Here is a 16544-nt window from a genome sequence, read left to right as displayed (position 1 = left end):
GCGTCGTCCCGGTCGGGTAACGGTTCGATGCGCCGGTTCGCCGCGGCGTCTCGGGTGAGTAACGAGATCTTCGTCCGCAATCCATGAACCCCGTCTGCCTGGTCTAATGGAATGCTCAGAGACAGAATAGATTTCGACAGCGAGTACGCCCTAACCCAAGATCCGCCGGCCACCCGTACCGGTCAGTCGTACACGCGCGCGGGGGCCCAGAGTTTCGGGACGCGCGATGAGCGAAGCAGTGCTGGGGCTCTCCGTGAGCAGAAGCGAGCCGGCGCAACCCCGCCTCGAGCCGGTGCAGCGAATCGACATCGAGGCAGGCGGCGGTCGCATCGTTCTCCGCGGGCTGCTCGCGATTGCGACGTTGAAACCTGCGCAGGCCGCGCTGCTCGTCACCGATGTGATCGAACAGCTCGAGCTGGTGCGGAGCCGGGACGGCTACCCGATCCTCCGCGACCAGGCGGTGACGGTATCCGACCGGGGACAGCTCGCGATCGATCGCACCGGGAGTGCGGCGTCCTGGCACGACGTGCAGGATGCGGTGGCGAGTCTGCTTCGAAGCATCGCGACGAACTGTCGTGATCGCGCGCTCGCCGACCGGCTGGACGAATCTATCGACCGAACAACAGATCTGGCCGACCTGGCCCGCGGGGTTCGCGGCGCGGTCGCACCGTCGCTCGACCCCTCCACGGTGGGAAGGACGCGGTGTCAGCTCGCGGAGCTCGTCTCGGCGACAAGGGGACGGACGCTCTCGGACGATCGGGTGGTCACGGACCGCGCGAACTCGCAGAGCCTGCCGGCCCCGGCGGTCGGATCGTCGCTCGCCCCGAAGGGCTGGTATCCACCCATCGGGAATCCGTGGCATCGGCGACGGAGACGGCTGTCGCGTCGCCGGGGTGTGCTCGTCCTGATGACGATCCTGTTGCTCGTCGGGGCAGTGTGGGTAGCGCCCGGTGCGTGGTCGGAGCTGCGCCGGGGCTGGGATACCGTTCTCCATCCGGTGAATCCGTCGGAGCAGAATCACATCAGTCCGGTCTCGCCGCCGCCACCCGCGCCCGAAGCCGACCAGGAGACCTCGCCGACCGCGCAAGGAACCGCCGAGGCGGGTCCGGTTCGTACCGGTCTTCCTGGCAGCGCGGGGCCGATCACCCGGGTCACCGCCACCTTCGCCAACGGCGAATGCTCGACGGGACAACCGTGCACCATGCGGGTCGACGTCCACGTCGATCCCGCGGCGAACGTCGGAGCGGTGACCTGGCACGTGAGCGTGTACGACCGATGCTCCGGAGCCGTCCATCCGGGCAATGACGTCACGATGCCCGTGCCGCCGGGTGGGCAGCAGGTGTACGGCATCGCCAGCGTCGTCCTGCCGCACGCCCCCGCGCTCGCCGTCGCCGGGCTGACCAGCGCCCCGGCGGCAGCCGCGTCGGAGCCGGCATTCGTGCCCGCCGAGAACGCAACCTGCTGAGGCGTGGTCGCATGCAGGCGCACCAGCGAGAATCCGATCCCTGGCTCGTCGGGGCGGCGATCACCCTCGTCGTTCTCGGCCTGCTCAACCTGATCTCGACAGGGAAGTCGACGGACGCGGTGCGCCACGCACTCTTCGCCGCCGTCGGCCTCGGTGCGATGTACGCGATCTCGCGCCTGCGGCCCAGCAACCTCCGACGATTCGGCTGGACGTTGTTCGCCGCCTCGGTTGTCCTGCTCGCGGCGGTGCCACTCATCGGGGTCGCGACCAAGGGTGCCCAGCGCTGGCTGAACTTCGGCCTGTTCACCGTTCAACCCTCCGAGCTCGCCAAGTTGGCACTGGTACTTGTCCCCGCGGCGATCTTGGCGGGTGGGTACACCCTCGGCCGGTTCGCAGCGACCCTGTTGATCTCGAGTGTGCCGATCGGCCTGGTCGCGCTGCAGCCCGACCTGTCGACCGCCGTGGTGCTCGCCTCGACCGTGATACTCATGCTGATCCTGGCCAGGGTGCCGCTGCTGCCACTGCTCCCGCTGTTCGCGCTCGGGATCGCTTCGTTGCCCCTTGCCGTGCTGTTTCTCCGGCCCTACCAGCTCGAGCGCATTCACGTGTTCCTCTCGAGCAACGCCGACCCGCAGGGGTCGGGTTGGGCTGCGTTGCAGGCGGACATCGCGATCGGCAGCGGCGGCTGGTTCGGTCTGGGGCGTGAACCGTTCTACGACCTGAGGGCCGAGTACCTTCCCGAATCGGCGCACGACCTCGCCTTCGCGAGCCTCGTGTACGGATGGGGTCTGTTCGCCGGTCTGGCAGTCGTGATCGCCACGATGGTCATCGTGTGGCGAGCCGCGCTGGCCGCCCGAACGGCGCGGACCCGGGAAGCTGCCCTCGTCGCAGCCGGGATCGGTGGGCTGTTCGGAGTGCAGGCCGTGGTCTCGATCGCTCAGAGCCTGTCGCTTCTGCCACACACCGGCATGCCGATCCCGCTGTTCAGCTACGGGGGCACGGCCGCAATCCTCGGATTCGTTGCGATCGGGCTGGTGCTCGCGATCCGCCGCGACGGCGTCACGCGTCCCCTGTGGGCCACCGAGTCCAGACGGCGCCGCCTACCCCGAGGAGTGTCGGCAGGCGCCGTCACCGTCACGGCGATGCTCCTCGTGCTGTCGGTGTTCGCGTGGCAGCTGCAGAGCGGCCGGGGTGTGGAGTTTCGCGCGATGAGCGACCGGCAGATGGAGCGTTGCATCCGCCTACCCGCCGAGCGGGGTCACATCCTCGACCGCAACGGCGAGCCGCTCGCGTACAACGTCCCCGAATACGCCGTTGCGGTGGTTGCCCGAATGTTCGATCGCGACGACGGGCCCGTGCGCGCCGAACTGGCCGCGCTGCTCGGCGTCGCGCCGGAACAGCTGGCGGCGACCCTGGAGAGCGGCGGCGACGAGTTGGAGGTCGTTCTTGGACGGGTGACGCCCGAGCAGGCTCGGCGAATCGTGGACGCCCAGATCCCGTGGGTGCTCGTGTACCCGACCGGGCGCAGGCACTACACGGACGGAGCATCGCTGGCATCCATCCTCGGGCACGTCGGGCTCGCGGACCCGCAGGACATGGAACGCTGGCCACAACTTGCCCTCGGATCACGGGTCGGCAAAGCGGGACTCGAAAAGCGGTACGACGCGCTGCTCCGCGGCACCGACGGCAGGCAGTGCATGTACGTCGCTCCCTCTGGGCGTCTGGTGGCCACCGGCGAGCGGGTGGACCCGGTGCGAGGACACGACCTGCGGTTGCACCTCGACATGGGGCTGCAGCGGCTCGCGACCGACGCGCTGACCGACGCGGTGCGCACCAGCGGGGGCGACATGGGCGCGGCGATCGTGATGGACGCCCGCACCGGGGCGGTGTTGACGCTGGCCAGCGTGCCCGGATTCGACAACAACCTCTACGGCCCTCCGGTCGACACGGTCGCGCTGGCGGCACAAACCGAGGGGCCCGGGCCGGGACGGATGCTCAACCACGCCGCCCAGTCCGCGGCCCCGCCGGGCTCGACCTTCAAGATCGTCGTCGCGGCGGCGAATGCGAAGTACAACGTGCTGTCGCCGGACGCCGTACTCGCAGGCGGTGCGTCATACACCTATGGAGGGCACACATTCGCGAACTGGCAGCCGATGGGACCGAACAGTTTGATCGGGGCGATCCAGTGGTCGGATAACGTCTACTTCTACCAGCTCGCCGAGCTCCTCGGCCCCGAGCGAATCGCGGCGACCGCTACGGAGCTCGGGGTGGGTGAGGAATCGGGGATCGACCTGCCGGGCGAGTCCGCGGGTTTCCTTGGCACACCGGAGAACGTCGCCAGCATCGGGGGAACCTGGTATCCGGGGTCGACCCTGCTGATGGGTATCGGTCAGGGCACCGTAAGCGCGACTCCGGTGCAGTTGGCGCGCTGGACGTCGGGCATCGCCACGGGCTCGACGGTGACACCGCAGCTCGCCGCGGCGTACGGGCCGGACGCCTTGCCCATTCCCACCGCGGAGCCCCGTCGACTGTCCTTCGCGGACCAACTCGGCCCCGTGCGAGCGGGGATGCGGGCATCTGCCGCAGCCGGTACCGCCGGGCAGCTGGCCACCTTGCCGGTCGCGGCGGGCGCCAAGACCGGAACGGCGGAGGATCCGTCGGCGCCAGGGAAGGGCCTCAATGCTTGGTTCTCCGCGGTGGTGCCCTTCGACGCTCCCGAGATCGTGGTCTCGGTGCTGGTCCGTGGCGGTGGTTTCGGATCGGCGACATCCGGGCCCGTCGCAAAGAAACTCCTCGAGCGTTACCTCGCGCAACCCCGGGCGGTGCCGAACCGCTGATCCCGTGCCCGCACGAGGCTATCGCCGCCGAGCGGATCAGGGCGGATCAGTCGCTGTAGGCGGCAACGACTTCGGGGTGGTCGAGACAAGCAGTTGCACCTTCGGCGACGCAGGTCAGCGGGCGCTCGGCCGTCTTCACCGGGAGCCCGAAGGACTCTTCGAGCAGCTGCGACAGGCCGCGCAGAAGCGACCCACCGCCGAGCACCAGGAGTCCCTCCGACATCACGTCACCGATCGCCTGCGCGGGAATGTCCTCCAGGCACTCGGCCAGTGTCTGCACGATCCCAATTGCGGTCGGGCGCAGCGCATCCACGATCTCCTCGGTCTCGAGTGTGACCAGACGTGCCCGGCCGGTCACGGCGTCGCGGCCCTCGACGACGAGCGACTGCCCCTCGGCAGTCTCGGGCGCACCGACCTTCACCCGCTCGGCGGTGAGCTCGCCGACGATGATGTTGTGCTCGGTCCGCAGGTAGTGAGACAGTGCGTTGGTCAGTTCATCCCCCGCGAGTCGGCAACTGCGATGCGAGAGCATGCCACCGAAACAGAATGCGGTGACTTCCGAAGTGCCGCCGCCGATGTCGACGACGAGGTGGGCGCGGGGTTCGAGCGGGTTGATCCCGCAGCCGAGTGCCCCCGCGACCGGTTCCGGGATAAGCCCGACCTTGCGCAGACCGGCCTCGTGCCCGACCTCGAGCAGTGCCCGACGCTCGAGCGAGGTGGCGCCAGCAGGAACAGCGAAGACGCCCTTCGGCCGCAGACCGTAGTGCCTAATCGGGGCCGCGCGCTTGATGACGGCCGTGACGAATGCCCTGGCCGACTCGAGGTCGACGATCACCCCATCGCGCATCGGACGAACGGGCGTGACCCCCACTGGATTGCGGCCGACCAGGTCCCGCGCGTCGATGCCGATCGAGAGAGCGTGGTGCGGTTCCTTTTCTCGAACCAGCATGAACGATGGCTCGTTCAGGACGATGCCGTCTTCGGGGGTGCCGACGACAGTGTTGGTGGTTCCGAGATCGATACCAAGTCCGCTCACGTCGGCCTCCGAGAGGTGTTCCAGCGAGATGATTTGATCGTACGCAGCGGCCCCGACGTTCGGTCGATATCGCGCTGACTCGTCGAAGATCTCGCGAAACTGGTCCATCCCGGTGGCGTCGTCGCCGTCGGCGAGGGCCACCCGGATCTAGCCGGCGGTCGCGCGCACCGGCTCGGTGGACCTCATCAACTCGGCCCAGGACTCGACGTTCGGGTGGCGCTTGAGCAGTGCCCGGCGCTGACGCTCGGTCATCCCGCCCCAGACACCGAACTCCACGCGGTTGTCGAGGGCCTCGGCGCCGCACTGGACGATGACGGGGCACCGGCGGCACGCGGCGGCCGCCTCGCGTTGGGCGGCGCCGCGAACGAACATCTGATCGGGGTGCTCGGCGCGGCACAGCGCACGCTCCACCCAGGCGTGCGGCAGGGCGAGGCGTGGGTAGTCGCAGTCGGCGGGGGCGAAGCCCCCCGACTCCGGTCGGGGGCGGTCTGAGCAGATCACGAGCTCTCATGCTGCCCCGGATCCGGCCCGCGCGATGGACAGTTGACCGGAAGTTGGTCAACTGTCCATCTCGGGGTAACGGTGCGGCTCCGGCGGGCCCCGGGAGCCGGGAGCCGGGAGCCGGGCGAACCTACTGCCGGAGGTCGCGCCGTCGGAACGCGATCAGGCCGGCGACGAGCAGCGCCGCATCGATCACCAGGAGCCACACCAGAGGGGTGGCCTCGAATTCCGCGCCGGGCAACTTGGGTGTGTGGCTGAAGGGTTGGAGGCCCTGCACCCACTGCGGGACGCCGGAGATGGAGCCGAGCAGGAAGAGGGCGACGAAAGTCACCAGCACTCCCCACACCACCGGGGTGAAACGCGGAACCAGTCCGAAGAGCAGCACCGTGATCGCCGCCAGCATCCAGACCGCGGGCAACTGCACGAGCCCGGTGGCAAGCACCCGGGGTAGCTTCCCTCCGATATCGCCCGCCGCGATTCCGTAGGTCACCCCGGCCACCAGCCCGGCGGCGAGCAGGGCGACGGCCGGGCCCGCGACTGCGAAGACGATATGGCTTGCGGCCCATCGGGTCCGGCCGACTGCGCCGCAAGTCACGGACTCGGCGCGCTGCGCGGTCTCCTCGCCGTGGAGTCGCAGCGCCGAGGAGATCGCGAGCGCCGCGGCGCCGACGGCGAGCATGGTGAACGAGATCGTGATGAACGCGTCCTCGAGTGCCTGCGTTCCGCCGATCCGGCTGATGATCTCCAGGACCGCGTCGCTGCCACCGAGTTCGTCGCCGATCCCGTGTACGACGCTGCCGATCAGCAGGGCGTACAGGCTGATCCCGATGGTCCAGGCGATCAGCGTGCCGCGCTGCAGCCGCCAGGACAGGCCGAACGGGCCGCTCAGCGACCGCGTCGCGGTGGGCGAGCCCAGACGCTCGGCGATCAACCCGGCGCCGACGTCCCGCCTGCGCAGCAGTGCATAGGCCGCCGCGGTCAGCGCGATCGCCGTTGTCAGGTGCAGCAGGAGCACCCACCAGCGGTCGTCCGCGTACGGGCGCACCTGCAGCGACCAGCCCAGCGGTGACAGCCAGGACAGTGCGGACGGGCCGGCGTCGCCGACGGCACGGAGCGCGAAGGCGGTGCCCAGCACGGCAAAGGCGATGCCACGGGCGGTGCGGGCGCTGGTGCTCAGCTGGGCCGCCACGGCGGCAACGGCGGTGAACACGATCCCCGACGCCGCCAGCGCGAGCCCGAACGCGATCGAGCCCGCGTGTGGCACGTCGGTGGTGAGAAGTCCCACCGCGCCGATCAGCCCGGTCGCGATCGACGCGCCGAAGGCCACCAGCAACGCGGCGGTCAGGCCGGAGTACCGGCCGACGACGGTCGAATCGAGCAGCTCCGTCCGACCGCTCTCCTCCTCCGCCCTGGTGTGCCGGATGACGGTGAGGATCACCGCGATCGCGATCAGCGTGTAGAACATCCCGGCTTTCCAGATGCCGACGGCGCCCAGGCTGTCGTTGTAGATCTCGCCGTACATGGCGCGTTGCGCCGGGCTTCCCATGATGGTGGCCGCGAAGGCCGCACGGTCCGCCTCGGTGGGGTAGATGCTCTCGATGCTGCCCATGTAGACGGGCGCCAACGGCAACGAGAGGAGCAGTACCCACAGCGGCAGCACGATCCGGTCCCGCCGCAGGAAGAGCCGGACGAAGCCGAGGGTTCCGGTGAAATTCGATGTCCCGCGCGGGACCGCCGCGGCCGGATGCCGGGGGCCCGCGACCGTCGCGGTGCTCATGCCGACACCTTCTCCCCGGTGTGCTCGGGTCCCTCGACCTGATAGTGGCGCAGGAACAGTTCCTCGAGCGTCGGCGGCTTGCTGACCAGGCTGCGCACCCCGGCATCGCCGAGCACGCGGATCAGCTCACCCAGGTGCTCGCTGTCGACCTGGCAATGGAGGGTGTGATCGTCGATCGAGACGTCCTCGACACCCGCGAGCCGGCTGAGGTCGCCCGGGTCGCCCGTCAGCTCGGCGCTGATCGAGGTGCGGCTCAGGTGTCGCATCGACGACAGCGAGCCGCTCTCCACCGTCTTGCCCGCGCGGATGATGGTCACCCGATCGCACAGTGCCTCCACCTCGGACAGGATGTGGCTGGACAGCAGCACGGTGACGCCGCGACGGGCCGCCTCGGCGACACTCTCGCGGAATACCTGTTCCATCAGCGGGTCCAGGCCGGAGGTCGGCTCGTCGAGCAGGAGCAGCCGGGCGTTGGACGACAACGCCGAGATCAGGGACACCTTCTGCCGGTTGCCCTTCGAGTAGGTGCGCGACTTCTTGCGTGGATCGAGGTCGAAGCGCTCGATGAGCTCGGAGCGCCTGGCTTCGTCGATGCCGCCGCGCATCCGGGCCAGCATGTCGATGGTCTCGCCGCCGGTCAGCGACGGCCACAGGGTGACATCGCCCGGTACGTAGGCCAGGTCGCGGTGCAAGGTGACGGCGTCGCGCCACGGGTCGCGGCCAAGAACCGTTGCGCTGCCCGCGGTGGCCCGCAGGCTGCCGAGCAGCACCCGGATGGTGGTCGATTTGCCCGCGCCGTTGGGGCCGAGGAAGCCGTGCACCTCGCCAGGCGCGACCTGCAGGTCGAGGCCATCGAGGGCACGGATCTGGCCGAAGGTCTTGACCAGGTCGCGAACGTCGATCAGTGGGGTCGTCATGGCGTCTCCTCGGTCGGGGATTCCGTGTCGGGATGGGTGGTGGGGTCGTCGGCCTCGGTGGCCAGGAACGCGTCGAGCAGCGAGGAGTCGGTGAAGATCCCCTCGGCATACATCTCGAGGGCGGGCAGGGTGATCTCGTCCGACAGGTCGCGGATGGCCGTGGCGTAGTCGAGCGTCCCCTCCCGGTCCGCCCGTATCTGCAGGTAGAGCAGCAGCGCGCCGACGTTGTTGAGGGTGAGGTACCGCGCCCGCGCCTTCGGGTCGCGGCTGGCCCGCAGCTTGCCGGAGCGCACGCCGATCGCGAGGTACTCCTCGGTGTCGGCCACCATGTGTTCGAAGAGGGACTCCGCGAGCCGGCCGCCTGCCTGGAAGCTGCGCACCATGTACGCGACGACGGGCGCGTACTGCTCGAGTTCGCTCAGCGCCGCGATCGCGCCCGCAGGACCGGGCGTCGACATGGCCTGAGCCTTCTGCTCCCGGATGATCTCGAGAACGTGCGCGTCGCACTCGGCGCGCAGTCCGTCCTTGGAGCCGAAATGGTGGTTCACCAGTCCGGGGGAGACCCCGGCTGCGGTCGCGATGGCGCGGACCCCGGTGACGAAACCCTGCTCGCCGAAGACCCGGATCGCCGTGTCGCGGATCCGTGCACGGGCGGTCATGTCCCGGTCGGGGGTGGAAGAGTCGGCCATTGCTGAACGCATGTTTAGTAGATTAAACACTCGTTCAGTCGTGCGGCAAGAGGTCTCCCGTCAAGAGGCCGTAAAAATTCGCCGACGCAGGCGCGAGCGGGTGGCGCTACTCCGAACGCGACGCGCAGAGCAGCCCGTCGCCGACCGGCAGGAGCACCTTCGTCAGGCGGTCGTCCTCCGCGATCGCCCTGGCGGCCGCGCGCACGGCCAGGGTGGTCGCGTCGCGCTGGTTCGGGTCGGCCACGCGCCCACCGAGCAGCGCGTTGTGCAGCACGATCACCCCTCCGGGTCGGAGCAGTCGAACCCCCTCGGCGACGAACTGCGGGTGGTCGGCGGGCGAGGTGTCGACGAACACCAGGTCGTAGGCGGCGTCGGCGAGGCGGGGCAGCACGTCCAGGCCCCAGCCGTTGATGAGCCGGGTTCGGCCGGGCGCGATCTCGCCGGACCGGAACGCGTCCTTGGCGGCCCGCTGGTGCTCGGGTTCGGTGTCGATGGTGGTGAGCACCCCGTCGGCACGCATGCCGTCGAGCAACCACAACCCGCTCACCCCCGCGCCGGTCCCGATCTCGACCACGGTCTTGGCGTCGAGCATCTGGGTGAACAGGCTCAACAGCGCGCCGACGGACGGAGGAACCGGGGTCGCGCCGAGATCCTCCGCCCGTTCGCGTGCGAGCGTGAGGACCGCGTCCTCCAGGACCGATTCCTCGGTGTGAGCCAGCAGCTGCTCGGCGTTGTTGTGCACGAATCCGAGGTTATAGCCGACACGCTGCGGTGGAGTCGAGGCGCGCACGTGATTTTGGCCGCTGACCCGCAGATTCTCAGCTGAACCTCAGGTTGCTCACACATCTCACACATTTGGATCGGAAAAGGTAGGGGCACACGAGATCGCTGACCGCCCAGGAAGGGGGTACCGGACGAACCCGGCGAGAAGGGAACAAACCCGACATTGTGGGGGTTGTGCCTTTTATTCGTATCGTCCTGTGCTCGCTCACCAGCTGTCCTTAGCAGGAGGTTTCCACAATCTCGATGGTCAACGCCGTACCCGCCTTCGATGCGGAATTCACCGAGTCGGTGCCGACGGGCGGCCCCGACGCCGCCGATCTGAGCGGCACCGCCGCCTTTGACGCCACCGGCGATCAGACCAGCATGCCGTCATGGGACGAGCTCGTCCGTGAGCACGGCGACCGGGTGTACAGGCTGGCCTACCGGCTCTCGGGCAACGCCCAGGACGCCGAGGACCTCACCCAGGAGACCTTCATCCGGGTGTTCCGGTCGCTCTCGAACTACCAGGCGGGCACCTTCGAGGGGTGGTTGCACCGGATCACCACGAATCTGTTCCTCGACATGGTGCGGCGCCGCAACCGGATCAAGATGGAGGCGCTGCCCGAGGACTACGAGCGGGTCCCGTCCGACCGTCCGAACCCCGAGCAGATCTATCACGACGCCCGGCTCGATCCGGAGTTGCAGTCCGCGCTGGACTCGCTCGCGCCCGAGTTCCGTGCCGCTGTGGTGCTCTGTGACGTCGAAGGCCTGTCATACGAGGAGATCGGTGCCACACTGGGAGTCAAGCTCGGTACCGTACGCAGCCGAATCCACCGTGGACGGCAGGCGCTGAAGGAATATCTGACCGCGGTGTCGGGGACAGGGAAGATGACATTCGCATGACCGTGCAGGAGGGTTGGATGACGCAGGCCCGGAAACCGCGCCGCTTCAGCTCTACCGAGCATCTGGCCAGTGAGGCGATCGCGGCGTACGTCGACGGCGAGCTGCAGATGAACGCCTACCTGCGGGCCGCGCAGCACCTGTCGATGTGTCCGGAGTGCGCTGCCGAGGTCGACGCCCAGCACCACGCGCGCGGCGCGCTCCGTGAGGCCTCGGAGATCAGCATGCCCAGTTCGCTTCTCGGCATTCTGAGCCAGATCCCGATGTGCAACCCGCTCCCGGACGCCGACGCAACAGCACAGGGCCGCGGTCGTCGCTTCGCCGAGCGATCCGGCTTCCGGCGTGCCGACGGCAAGGCAGGCGCCGTGCTCGCGGCGATGGTCACGTCGTACTCGTTCGCGTCGTCGTGGCGCAGGCGCCGCTAGTCGCCACCGCGTCGGTGATGATGCGACGCACCGCGTCGGTGACGATGGGTCGCGCCGCGTCGGTGATACTGGGATCCGTGACTGACGCCAACGAGGGGTACACAGCCGCGTGAACTCGGATCCCACATCCCCGGCCGCAGGCGCGCTGGATGCAGCAGCCGAACAGGATTCGGCACCGCCCCGGCTGGCGCCGCGACCGCTCTACCGTCCCACCGTCGACCCCGCGGCCGCCGACGCCTTCGGACGGCCCGACGGCGTCGACTCCTCCTTCGCGCCCGGCACGGACCGCACCGCGGATCCGAAGGTCGCCGTTCGGCGTCCCGACCCGGTGCTCGCCGAGGCCTTCGGCCGTCCGGCAGGCGAAACCGATTCGATCCAGCGCGATCCGTCCGCGAGCGACTCCGAGGAGGCGGCGGACGAGGCGCCTGCCGATCCGTGGCGGGACCCGGACGCACCGGCACGGCTCGGTTCGCCCGCCCTCGATGCCCCCGCGGCCGGGGACCTGCCGCCCGCGCCCGCACTCGGCATCCGCGACGTCCTGCTCGGCGAGCGCATCGCGCCGCGGGCACTGGCCGCGCTGGCAGGCGTCGCGTTGGCGATCGGCCTGGTCGGCGGCATCATCGGCCGGGTCACGGCCGAGAACGTCGGCGCACTGACCAGCCAGCGGGTCGAGCTGACGCAGTCGAGCGGCGACGACGCCGAACTCGGCCAGGTCGCGAAGGTCGCCGAGGCGGTGCTCCCGTCGGTGGTGTCCATCCAGGTCGCGCTCGGTGAGCAGTCCGGCACCGGCTCGGGTGTCGTGATCAACGGCGAGGGCTACATCGTCACCAACAACCACGTGATCTCGATGGCCGCGACGAACCCCGACGCGGCGACGCTCCGCGTCGTCTTCGCGGACGGCACCAAGGCGCCAGCGCGCGTCGTGGGTCGCGACACGAAGACCGACCTCGCGGTGCTCAAGGTGGATGTCGGAAACCTGACCGTCGCCGAGCTCGGCCGGTCCGCGGACCTGAAGGTCGGCGACGACGTGGTGGCGGTCGGATCGCCGCTGGGGCTGAGCAAGACGGTCACCAGCGGGATCGTCAGCGCGCTGCACCGCCCGGTCCGGCTGTCCGGCGAGGGCACCGACACCGATGCGGTCATCGATGCGGTCCAGACCGATGCCGCGATCAACCCCGGCAACTCCGGTGGACCGTTGGTGGACCGCGAGGGCCGGGTGATCGGGATCAACTCCGCCATCCGAAGCGAGAGCGGGGGATCGGTTGGCCTGGGGTTCGCCATCCCCGTCGACGACGTCACCGCGGTCGCGCAGGAACTGATCCGGACCGGAGCCATGCATCACCCCGAGATCGGCGTGAACGCGCGGTCGGTGACCAACGAGCAGACCAGTGGCGCCGAGGTGGCCAACGTCAAGGACGGCGGGCCCGCGCAGCAGGCCGGGATCATCGAGGGCGACGTCATCGTCAAGGTCGGTGACCGCGACGTGACCAGCGCGGACGAGCTGGTGGTCGCGGTGCACCAGCAGGCCGTCGGCCAGCCGGTCCCGGTGCAACTGGTGCGGGCGGGCCGGACGGTCGAAGTCCAGGTCACACCCGCTTCGGACTGAGTGGTTCCCTCGGAGGGCAGCGGTATGCGATGTGAATTCGGCACCGATAGCGGCGCGGATCGCCGCGGGCACGTAGGCTGACCCGGTGTTTGGCAACATTGGCTGGGGCGAGTTCATGGTCCTACTCGTCGCGGCGCTCGTGATCCTCGGACCCGAGCGGTTGCCCGGTGCCGTCTCGTGGGTGACGAAGTCGCTGCGCCAGGTCCGTGACTACGCGGGCGGCGCGACGCAGCAGCTCAAGGACGAGCTCGGTCCCGAGTTCGAGGACCTGCGCAAGCCGCTCTCCGATCTGCAGCAGCTGCGGGGGATGACGCCGCGCTCGATGATCACCAAGCATCTGCTCGACGGCGACGACTCGATCCTGACCGGGAACTTCGACGCGAAGCCGCAGAGCAGCGGCGGGCCCGCCAGCACCGGCCTGCCCCCTACGGTGCAACGCGAATCGACACCCCTCGCCTCCGGCGAGCGTCCCCCGTACGACGCCGACGCCACCTAGGGCCCGTCGAACGGAATCCAGTCGCTGGTCGCCGGGTCCCGGTGGAAAGCGACGAATATCGAGCCCTCGTCGCCAGGGCGTTCCGGGTCGAACAGGACCTGTGTCGTGCCCTGGTCCGGTGCCCGGTGCAGGCTCGGAACCCTTCGCGTGACCCACCGTGTGACGCCCTGGGCGTCGGTGAACGTCACCGTCGCGTCGATACCCGCGATCGACACCGAGCCGTCCTCCTGAGGGCTGTCGACGAGCACGTTGACGTCGGCGACGATGCCCGGCACCCGTAGCCCGCGTTCCAACAGCCGGTCACGCTCCCTGAGTTGGACGTTCTGCCTGCGGAACCCGGACACGGTCCGCGACACCGCCGCTCCGGTCGTCACCAGCAGGAGCAGGGGAATCCAGATCTCGGTGTAGTAGCCCACCCAGGCGAGCGGGCTCCACGGCGTCTCGGTCATGGTGACCGGGTCGATGGCCGCGCCGACCTGCGCCGGTGGCCACCAGTTCAGGGTGGACACCGAGAAGCCGAGGGTGATTCCCACCCAGCCGGCCGCGGCCATGAGGCCGGGGCAGCGGTGGCGCCCCAGGAAGGTCGCGAGGTCGTCGGACATCCCGACACCGAACAGGACGTAGCCGAAGGCCGCCCCGAACGGCCACCAGAGCCACGTCGGAGCCTCGTCGAACCGGGCCTCGTCGGCGAACGCGGTGTCGATGACGGCGTGCCGGAAGATGTCGGCGACACAGGCCAGGCCGTAACCCAGCAGCGCCGCGCAGGCCACGAACACCGCGAACCGGAAGCAGAGCCACAGTAAGAAGGTGGGGCTGCCGCGCCTGGACTCGAGTTCGTCGTGCCGCCGCCGAGCCGGATCCAGTGTGCTCAATGCCCCCGCCTCGTCCACCGTCCAGGAAGCCACACTCTATCGAGCGCATTCGGCGTAGCGTCCAGCCATGGGAACCACCCAGGGCGCCCGCAACCAGCTGTGCCACGCGGGGGGTGACGTCTGATGCGCGATGTCCTCACCGAACTGATGGCGATCTGGCGTGCGGGTGGGACCGCGGGTGTCGGCACGGTGGTGCAGACCTTCAGGTCGGCACCGAGGCCCCCTGGCGCGGCGATGGTGGTCGCCCCCGACGGCACCGTGGCCGGCTCGGTCTCGGGTGGCTGTGTGGAGGGCGCCGTCTACGAGCTCGCCCGGGACGTGGTCGAGTCCGGCAGGCCGGAGCTCGAGCGATATGGCGTCACCGATGATGATGCCTTCGCGGTGGGGCTGACCTGCGGCGGCATTCTCGACGTCTACGTCGAGCCGGTCTCCCGCCGCACCTTCCCCGAGCTCGCCGAGGTCGCCGAGGACATCGAGCACGAACGCCCGGTGGCCGTGGCGACCGTGATCGACCACCCACAGACCGCGTGGGTCGGTCGCCGGATGATCGTGCGGCCGGACGGGATCGGTGGAACGGTCGGTTCGGCGCGCGCCGACGCCGCAATCGGCGATGACGCCCGAGGTCTGCTCGCGGCGGGACGGACCGGGGTGCTCACCTACGGCCCCGACGGCCAGCGGCGGGGCGAGGGAATGCGCGTGTTCGTCGCGAGTCATGCCCCGAGTCCACGCATGCTCGTCTTCGGCGCCATCGACTTCGCCGCGGCGGTGGCGCATCAGGGAGCCTTCCTCGGCTATCGCGTCACGGTGTGCGACGCCAGGGCGGTGTTCGCCACCCACGCCCGCTTCCCGACCGCGGACGAGGTGGTCGTGGACTGGCCGCACCGCTACCTGCAGTCGCAGATCGACGCCGAGGCGATCGACGGGCGCACCGTGATCTGCGTGCTCACCCACGACCCCAAGTTCGACGTCCCGCTGCTGGCGCTCGCGCTCCGGCTGCCCGAGGTCGCCTATGTCGGGGCGATGGGGTCGCGGCGTACCCACCGCGATCGGCTCCACCGCCTGCGCGAGGCCGGGCTCGGCGAGGCGGAGCTGGCGCGGCTGTCGAGCCCGATCGGACTCGACATCGGGGCCCGCACGCCTGAGGAGACCGCGGTGTCCATCGCCGCCGAGATCATCGAGCTGCGCTGGGGTGGGGGCGGCGAACGGCTGACCGCGATCGAGGGCCGGATCCACCACGACGAGACCTCCTGACCGGTGCCTGCACGAGTCGTGTGCGGATCGTTTGCGCTGATCGCTCGGGGCGCTTGACACCCCCGGTGGACCGGTCGAGTCTGGATTTGTCCCCATGCGATGCGAGGTGGATCAGATGCAGGTCCCTGGACCCTTTGAATACGAGCGAGCGACGAGCGTGGTCGACGCGATCGGACTGCTCGAACGGCTGGGGAGCGAGGCCCGACTGGTGGCCGGCGGCCACAGCCTGCTCCCGATGATGAAGCTGCGGCTGGCGAACCCCGAGTACCTCATCGACATCAACCCGCTGCACGACGAGCTGGGTCACATCACGGTGGAGCCGTCGGGCGTGCGGATCGGTGCGATGGTGCGACACCGGGAACTGCTCGAGTCCGCGGAGCTGGCCGCGCTGTGGCCGATCTTCCGGGACGCCGAGCGGGTGATCGCCGACCCGGTGGTGCGCAACCGCGGCACCATCGGCGGATCGCTCTGTCAGGCGGACCCGGCCGAGGACCTCAGCACGGTGTGCGAGGTGCTCGACGCGACCTGCGTACTGCAGGGGCCGCGCGGTGAGCGCTCGATCGCCATGTCCGAGTTCCACCTCGGGCCGTACGAGACCGCCGCGGCGGACAACGAGATCCTCACCGAGATCCGGATCCCCTTCCGTGATCACGGGTCGAATGCCTACGCGAAAGTGGAAAGACGCGTAGGGGATTGGGCGATCGCGGCGGCGGGCGCCGCGGTGTGGCTGGACGGCCCGGTCGTCGTAGAGGCGAGGATCGGTCTCACCGCGGTGAATGCCGACCCGTCCGGATTCGGCGAGGTGTACGAGTTCCTCATCGGCAAGCCGTGTACCGACGAGGTCGCGCTCTATGCAGGCGATCTGGCGTCCCGGCACTGCGAACCGGTCACCGACCAGCGGGGTACCGCGGAGTACAAGCGGCACCTGGCCAAGGAACTGACCCGCCGCGCGCTGCGCACGGCTGCCGGACGGGTCCACTAGCGAGGACAGGTCGGGGGACCAGGGAAGG

At 69.5% G+C, this 16544-nt stretch carries 15 protein-coding genes; 8 read left to right on the top strand and 7 right to left on the bottom strand.

Annotated elements, in window-relative coordinates; translation table 11 throughout:
- Positions 1–226 precede the first annotated feature (226 nt).
- Both C8K38_RS16605 and C8K38_RS16600 read left to right on the top strand, forming a co-directional pair.
- Positions 227–1465 carry a hypothetical protein gene (locus tag C8K38_RS16605; protein ID WP_097212527.1) on the top strand — a complete coding sequence of 413 codons (1239 nt, stop codon included), beginning with the start codon at positions 227–229 and terminating at the stop codon, positions 1463–1465.
- 11 nt (positions 1466–1476) lie between these two features.
- The gene (locus tag C8K38_RS16600; protein WP_097212526.1) at positions 1477–4302 is read left to right on the top strand and encodes an FtsW/RodA/SpoVE family cell cycle protein; all 2826 of its coding nucleotides are present in this window, start codon (positions 1477–1479) and stop codon (positions 4300–4302) included.
- A 46-nt stretch (positions 4303–4348) separates the two neighbouring features.
- On the opposite strand, the gene C8K38_RS16595 is transcribed toward C8K38_RS16600, so the two are convergent.
- From C8K38_RS16595 to C8K38_RS16565, 6 genes are all read right to left on the bottom strand, one after another.
- Positions 4349–5338 (bottom strand): rod shape-determining protein, encoded by a 990-nt coding sequence (locus C8K38_RS16595; protein ID WP_097212621.1) that lies wholly within the window; start codon positions 5336–5338, stop codon positions 4349–4351.
- A gap of 147 nt (positions 5339–5485) precedes the next feature.
- Positions 5486–5764 carry a WhiB family transcriptional regulator gene (locus tag C8K38_RS27215; RefSeq protein ID WP_245221623.1) on the bottom strand — a complete coding sequence of 93 codons (279 nt, stop codon included), beginning with the start codon at positions 5762–5764 and terminating at the stop codon, positions 5486–5488.
- A 205-nt stretch (positions 5765–5969) separates the two neighbouring features.
- Positions 5970–7616: an ABC transporter permease gene (locus tag C8K38_RS16580; protein ID WP_097212524.1), complete on the bottom strand. Its 1647-nt coding sequence runs from the start codon at positions 7614–7616 to the stop codon at positions 5970–5972.
- Entirely contained in the window at positions 7613–8533 is a 921-nt protein-coding gene (locus C8K38_RS16575) for an ABC transporter ATP-binding protein (RefSeq protein WP_097212523.1), read from the bottom strand. The genes C8K38_RS16580 and C8K38_RS16575 overlap by 4 nt, the downstream gene beginning before the upstream one ends.
- Entirely contained in the window at positions 8530–9234 is a 705-nt protein-coding gene (locus C8K38_RS16570) for a TetR/AcrR family transcriptional regulator (RefSeq protein ID WP_097212522.1), read from the bottom strand. The genes C8K38_RS16575 and C8K38_RS16570 overlap by 4 nt, the downstream gene beginning before the upstream one ends.
- A 94-nt stretch (positions 9235–9328) precedes the next feature.
- Positions 9329–9964: an O-methyltransferase gene (locus tag C8K38_RS16565; protein ID WP_174562886.1), complete on the bottom strand. Its 636-nt coding sequence runs from the start codon at positions 9962–9964 to the stop codon at positions 9329–9331.
- A gap of 284 nt (positions 9965–10248) precedes the next feature.
- On the opposite strand from C8K38_RS16565, the gene sigE reads away from it, so the two are divergent.
- From sigE to tatB, 4 genes are all read left to right on the top strand, one after another.
- On the top strand, positions 10249–10887 hold the full coding sequence (sigE, locus tag C8K38_RS16560) for an RNA polymerase sigma factor SigE (RefSeq protein WP_245221021.1): 639 nt from the start codon (positions 10249–10251) through the stop codon (positions 10885–10887).
- A gap of 17 nt (positions 10888–10904) precedes the next feature.
- A complete protein-coding gene (locus tag C8K38_RS16555; RefSeq protein ID WP_108168841.1) occupies positions 10905–11309 on the top strand; it encodes a zf-HC2 domain-containing protein in 405 nt (134 codons plus the stop codon).
- A 109-nt stretch (positions 11310–11418) separates the two neighbouring features.
- Positions 11419–12915 carry a S1C family serine protease gene (locus C8K38_RS16550; protein ID WP_097212521.1) on the top strand — a complete coding sequence of 499 codons (1497 nt, stop codon included), beginning with the start codon at positions 11419–11421 and terminating at the stop codon, positions 12913–12915.
- A gap of 85 nt (positions 12916–13000) precedes the next feature.
- Positions 13001–13411, top strand: a complete 411-nt coding sequence (gene tatB / locus C8K38_RS16545; RefSeq protein WP_097212520.1) for a Sec-independent protein translocase protein TatB — start codon at positions 13001–13003, stop codon at positions 13409–13411.
- Here tatB and C8K38_RS16540 read toward each other — a convergent pair.
- Complete coding sequence (locus C8K38_RS16540) at positions 13408–14283, bottom strand: hypothetical protein (RefSeq protein ID WP_143548481.1); 876 nt, start codon at positions 14281–14283, stop codon at positions 13408–13410. The two genes, tatB and C8K38_RS16540, sit on opposite strands and share 4 nt — an antisense overlap.
- Positions 14284–14406: 123 nt before the next feature.
- On the opposite strand from C8K38_RS16540, the gene C8K38_RS16535 reads away from it, so the two are divergent.
- Positions 14407–15534, top strand: a complete 1128-nt coding sequence (locus C8K38_RS16535; RefSeq protein WP_097212518.1) for an XdhC family protein — start codon at positions 14407–14409, stop codon at positions 15532–15534.
- 115 nt (positions 15535–15649) lie between these two features.
- The gene (locus C8K38_RS16530; RefSeq protein WP_097212619.1) at positions 15650–16516 is read left to right on the top strand and encodes an FAD binding domain-containing protein; all 867 of its coding nucleotides are present in this window, start codon (positions 15650–15652) and stop codon (positions 16514–16516) included.
- The last annotated feature ends 28 nt before the right edge of the window (positions 16517–16544 follow it).

Source organism: Rhodococcus sp. OK611, assembly GCF_003050885.1.
GTDB lineage: Bacteria > Actinomycetota > Actinomycetes > Mycobacteriales > Mycobacteriaceae > Rhodococcus_G > Rhodococcus_G oryzae.
This window is presented reverse-complemented; position numbering and strand designations above follow the sequence as displayed.